We start from the raw sequence: 5,871 nt of genomic DNA on the forward strand, positions 1-5,871 counted from the left end.
CCTGTTAGCAGCCTTCAAGATATTGCTATTTCGTTACAGTGGTCAAGAGAATATAGCAGTAGGTTCACCTATCGCCAACCGCAACCGGAGTGAAATAGAAGGGTTGATAGGTTTCTTTGTCAACTCCCTAGTCATGTACACAGACCTAGGAGGGGAACCAAGCTTCATAGAGGTATTAAACAGGGTTAAACAAACAGCCCTAGAAGCTTATGGAAACCAAGACATACCTTTTGAGAAATTGGTAGAAGAGTTGCAGCCAGAGCGGGTACTATCCCAAAACCCCTTGTTTCAGGTAATGTTGGCTGTGCAGCAGGAGGAAATCTTAAAACCATCCTTTAGCTTACCTAACTTGGAGGTAGGTTGGTATGAAGGGGCAGGAGCTGAGATGACAGTAAGGTTTGACATTGAGTTGCATCTGTTGCCAGTAGGAGAGGAAATCAAAGGATTCTGTGCCTATAACCGAGACTTGTTCTCAGCCGAAACAATTAGCCGCATGATGTCACATTATGAAAACTTACTATCAGCAGCAGTAGAGACTCCAGAACGACCTGTGAGCCAGTTGCCATTAATGACAGAGTCAGAGCTAGACCAAATACTGGTGGAGTGGAACAATACCAAAACAGATTATCCCAAAGATAAATGTATCCATCAGTTATTTGAGGAGCAGGTAGAGAAAAACCCAGATGAAGTAGCAGTAGTATTTGAAGAGCAAAGCTTAACTTACTCCCAATTAAATACTAAAGCCAATCAATTAGCCCACCACTTGCAAAGCTTGGGAGTCAAACCAGAAATGCTAGTGGGAATATGTGTAGAGCGCTCAGTGGAGATGGTAGTAGGGTTATTAGCCATACTCAAAGCCGGAGGAGCTTATGTGCCATTAGACCCTAATTATCCAACTTCACGTCTAGCTCAGATATTAGAAGATGGGGAGTTACACCTGGTATTAAGTGACTCCAACTCCCAGTTTCACTTACCAGAAACTCAAACACCTATAATAGATATAAACCAAGCTAATACGGTAGAAATACAAGCTAATGTAGTCAGTAATGTTAATCCCCAGAACCTAGCTTATGTATTGTATACCTCTGGTTCTACAGGCCGACCTAAAGGAGTAGCAATTGAACACCGCAGTCCAGTGTCCCTATTGTATTGGGCACGAGAAGTGTATACCCAAGAGGAATTATCAGGAGTATTAGCTTCCACTTCTATCTGCTTTGATCTATCAGTATTTGAGTTGTTTGTCCCCTTAAGTTGGGGAGGAAAAGTCATATTAGCTGAAAATGCTTTACATCTACCCGAATTACCAGCAGCAGGAGAAGTAAGCCTAATCAACACAGTACCATCAGCAGCCAGAGAATTAGTTAGAAACCAAACTATTCCCACTGGAGTAACAACAGTGAATCTGGCAGGAGAGCCCCTAGATAATCAACTGGTTCAACAACTGTATGAACAACAAACAATTAAAGCAGTGTACAACCTTTATGGTCCTAGTGAAGACACAACCTACTCAACATATGGCTTAATGGAAAAAGGAGGAACCAAGTCACCAACCATAGGTAGGCCAATAGCGAACACCCAGGTATATATTTTTAACGCTCATCAACAACCTGTACCCATAGGAGTAGCAGGAGAGCTACACATAGCAGGAGAAGGACTAGCACGAAGTTACTTAAAACAAGCAGAATTAACCGCTGAAAAATTCATCTTTTGGCAGGAGAAAAAATTATATAAAACTGGAGACTTGGTACGTTATTTATCTGATGGCAACATAGAATTTATCGGTAGAATAGACCATCAAGTAAAAATCCGAGGCTACCGCATAGAAACCGGAGAAATTCAAGGGATTTTAAATGAACATCCCAAAGTCCAACAAGCTGTTGTAATTGCCAGAGAGGATCAGCCAGGAGATAAACGTTTAGTAGGATACCTAGTAGCTGAAACTGAAACTGCGACTAATTTGAACCAAGAACTCTCAAATGATCAACTCAGTAATTGGCAAGAAGTATTCAATGAACAAATAGAGAATGAGGACAGAGAAATTACTGACCCCTTATTCAACATCTCAGGTTGGCGCAGCAGTTACGACAACCAACCCATACCAGAAAAGCAAATGCGGCTCTGGGCAGGAGATGTAGTAACTCAAGTATTAGCGGCTAAACCAAAGAGTGTGTGGGAAATAGGTTGTGGTACAGGAATGCTGCTGTTTCAAATTGCACCCCAGACACAAAACTATTATGGCACAGATATTTCTAACGTCTCATTAGAATACATCAAAAAACAAATAGAACCCGAACCAGACAAATATAGTCATGTATCCTTAGCACAGAAACGAGCCGAAGACATGGCTGATGTGGCTTCTAACACTTTCGATGTCGTGCTACTAAGTTCCATCGTGCAGTATTTCCCGAGTATGGAATATCTATTGCAAGTAATAGAAGAAAGTATCAGGGTAGTGAAACCAGGAGGAATGATTTTCCTAGGGGATATCCGCAATTTCTCCTTAATGAAAGCATTTCATAGTTCAGTACAACTGTATCAAGCAACCCCATCACTGTCAGGACAACAACTCAAGTCAAAGATAGACAGAAAAATGGAGCAGGAGACCGAGTTGTTAGTGTCACCAGAGTTGTTTGTAGGTCTCAAAGAAAAATATCCAGAAATAAGTCATGTACAAATACGTTTACAGAGGGGAAGAGAAAACAATGAACTGAATAAATATAGGTATAACGTACTGTTGCATATAGAAGCGAAACCAGGAAAAGTAATAACACCGACGGTAGAAAGTGGAGCAGCTCTGGGTGTTAAAGAGATAGAAACTTATCTGCGAGAGCAAAAGCCAGAATCAGTTTGCTTTAGTGGTTTAGTAAATAGCAGAGTGGCTAATGATGTAGAGTTGGTAGAGTTGCTATCACAGCCAGAATCCAAACAGAATGTGCAGCAGTTGAGGCAGTTTTTCAAGTCAAAGGAAAGCAAGAGCATTGAACCAGAGAGGTTATATGAACTAAGTGCATCTTTAGGGTATAGCTTAGAATTGTGTTGGTCAGCTCAGGGAAGTCCGGAATTGATGGATGCGGTATTTGTACGCAGTGAGTTAGCAGCAGAGGGAATAGTGTTAACACCCCTGACTCAAAAATCAGTGGTAGGAGGTAACTGGAATAATTATGGGAATAATCCGTTGATTTCCCAGTTGAGAAAGGAACTGATACCGCAGCTAAGAGAGTATCTGGAGTCGAGGTTGCCAGAGTATATGGTGCCATCAGGGTTGATGGTGTTGTCGCAACTGCCTCTGACTCCTAACGGTAAGGTAGACCGTAAGGCTTTGCCTGTGCCGGATATGGCTAGTAGTGTGTTAACGGAGTATGTGGCTCCTCAGACAGAAACACAGAAGATATTAGCAGAGATTTGGGCCGAAGTGTTGGGTATAGAACAGATAGGTATACACGATAACTTCTTTGATTTGGGTGGTCATTCTTTGAGGGCAACTCAGGTTGTGTCTCGGGTAAGACAGGGTTTTGGCAATGAACTGACTTTACAGGGTTTATTTGAGTCACCAACTATTGCTGGCATAGCTAAAAATATTGAAGTGGTGCGTCAGCTACCCCAAGATAAGACTACGTTAATTTCAGAAACAGAAGAATATGAGAGGTTTGTGTTATGAAAACAGTTGATTTTATTTCTTACCTGCAAAATCTGGGTGTTAAACTTTGGATAGAGCAAGAGCAACTGGAATGTTATGCTCCCAAGGGAGCAATGACAGCAGAGCTAAAACAGAATCTAGTGGAGCGCAAGACAGAAATTTTAGAGTTTCTTCGAGAAGTACAAATAACTCAGAAATCTGTAGCTAGTTCCATTCAATCAGTTTCTAGGGAGCAAGTCATCCCATTGTCCTTTGCACAACAAAGGCTATGGTTTATAGAAACAATGGGCTTGAGTAGCAATGCCTACAATATGCCATTAATCCTACGTCTAGTAGGAAAATTGGACTATGTAGCCCTACAAAAAAGTTTCAACGAAATCATTGCTCGTCATGAAGCTCTGAGAACCACCTTCAGTGAAATTAACGGTACACCAGTACAAATAATTCAACCCCCCTTTGAACTAAAAGTACCCAGAATTGACCTAAGTGAGTTAACAGCATCTGAGCAAACCAGCAAACTGCAACAACTACTCCAAAAAGAAAATGAACAAACATTTAATCTAGAAGTAGACCTCCCCATACGGGCTCAGTTGTTTCAACTAGGAACAACAGAACACATACTGCAAATCACATTACATCACATAGCAAGCGATGGCTGGTCACTGACAGTATTACCCAAAGAACTCTCGGCTATTTATACTGCCACACTGGAAGAGAAACCATCCCCATTACCCTCACTACCCATACAATATGCCGACTTTGCAGTGTGGCAAAAGAACTACTTACAAGGTGAAACCCTTGAAAGTCAACTCAATTACTGGAAGGAAAAGCTGCAAGACCTACCTCAACTACAACTACCCACAGACCATCCCCGACCAGCAGTTCAAACTTTCAACGGAGGGGGGATACCGATAAACATACCAGCAGCAGTAACATCAAAAGTTAAACAACTGAGCCAAAAGCAGGGAACCACCCTATTTATGACCCTGTTAGCAGTATTTAAGGTATTACTGTCTCGTTACAGTGGTCAAGAAAGTATAGCAGTAGGTTCACCCATAGCCAACCGCAACCGCCGAGAAATAGAAGGGTTAATAGGTTTCTTTGTCAACTCCCTAGTCATGTACACAGACCTGGGAGGGAACCCTAGTTTCACAGAAGTATTAAACCGAGTTAAACAAACAGCTCTAGAAGCTTATGGTCATCAAGACATACCCTTTGAGAAATTGGTAGAAGAGTTGCAACCAGAACGGGCACTATCGCAAAACCCCTTATTTCAGGTGATGTTTGCCGTTCAGCAGGAGGAAGCATTAAAACCATCCTTTAGCTTACCCAACTTGGAAGTAGGTTGGTATGAAGGGGGAGGAGTTGAAATGACAGTGAGGTTGGACTTAGAGTTACATCTGTGGCCAGTAGGAGAGGAAATCAAAGGATTCTGTGCCTATAACCGAGACTTGTTCTCAGCCGAAACAATTAGTCGGATGCTGTCACATTATGAAAACTTACTATCAGCAGCAGTAGAGACTCCAGAACGACCTGTGAGCCAGTTGCCATTAATGAAAGAGGCAGAGCTAGACCAAATACTGGTGGAGTGGAACAATACCAAAACAGATTATCCCAAAGATAAATGTATCCATCAGTTATTTGAGGAGCAGGTAGAGAAAACCCCGGATGCAATAGCAATAGTATTTGAAGAGCAAAGCTTAACTTACTCCCAATTAAATACTAAAGCTAATCAACTAGCCCACCACTTGCAAAGCTTGGGAGTCAAACCAGAAATGCTAGTGGGAATATGTGTAGAGCGCTCAGTGGAGATGGTAGTAGGTTTATTAGCCATACTCAAAGCCGGAGGAGCTTATGTGCCATTAGACCCTAATTATCCGACTTCGCGTCTCCATTACATGGTAGAAGATGCACAACTATCCATGATTTTGACTCAAGAAAAATGGCAACATCATCTATCGGAGACAAAAGCATCTGGGATCTGTTTGGATACAGATTCCGAAATTATTAATCAACAGAGTCAGGAAATACCCGAAAATCAGATAACAGCTAATCAGTTAGCTTATGTTATCTATACTTCAGGTTCGACGGGTAAACCAAAGGGAGTTACTATTCCTCATCAAGGAGTAGTTAGGCTTGTTAGCAACACCAACTATGTGCAACTGGAAGCAACAGACCGAGTAGCTCAAGTTTCCAACACCTCTTTTGATGCAGCCACATTTGAAATTTGGGGA

The 5,871-nt window shown here is 41.8% G+C and carries 2 protein-coding genes; both read left to right on the plus strand.

Features of this window, described 5'->3' with window-relative positions:
* On the plus strand, positions 1-3,658 hold a 3,658-nt coding region (locus F6J99_RS40750), incomplete at its 5' end, for an amino acid adenylation domain-containing protein (RefSeq protein ID WP_293122052.1).
* Positions 3,655-5,871: condensation domain-containing protein (locus F6J99_RS40755; RefSeq protein ID WP_293122055.1), on the plus strand; the 2,217-nt coding region annotated here is incomplete at its 3' end. The genes F6J99_RS40750 and F6J99_RS40755, both read left to right, overlap by 4 nt.

It is taken from the genome of Moorena sp. SIO4G3, assembly GCF_010692305.1.
In the GTDB taxonomy this organism is placed as follows: domain Bacteria; phylum Cyanobacteriota; class Cyanobacteriia; order Cyanobacteriales; family Coleofasciculaceae; genus Moorena; species Moorena producens_A.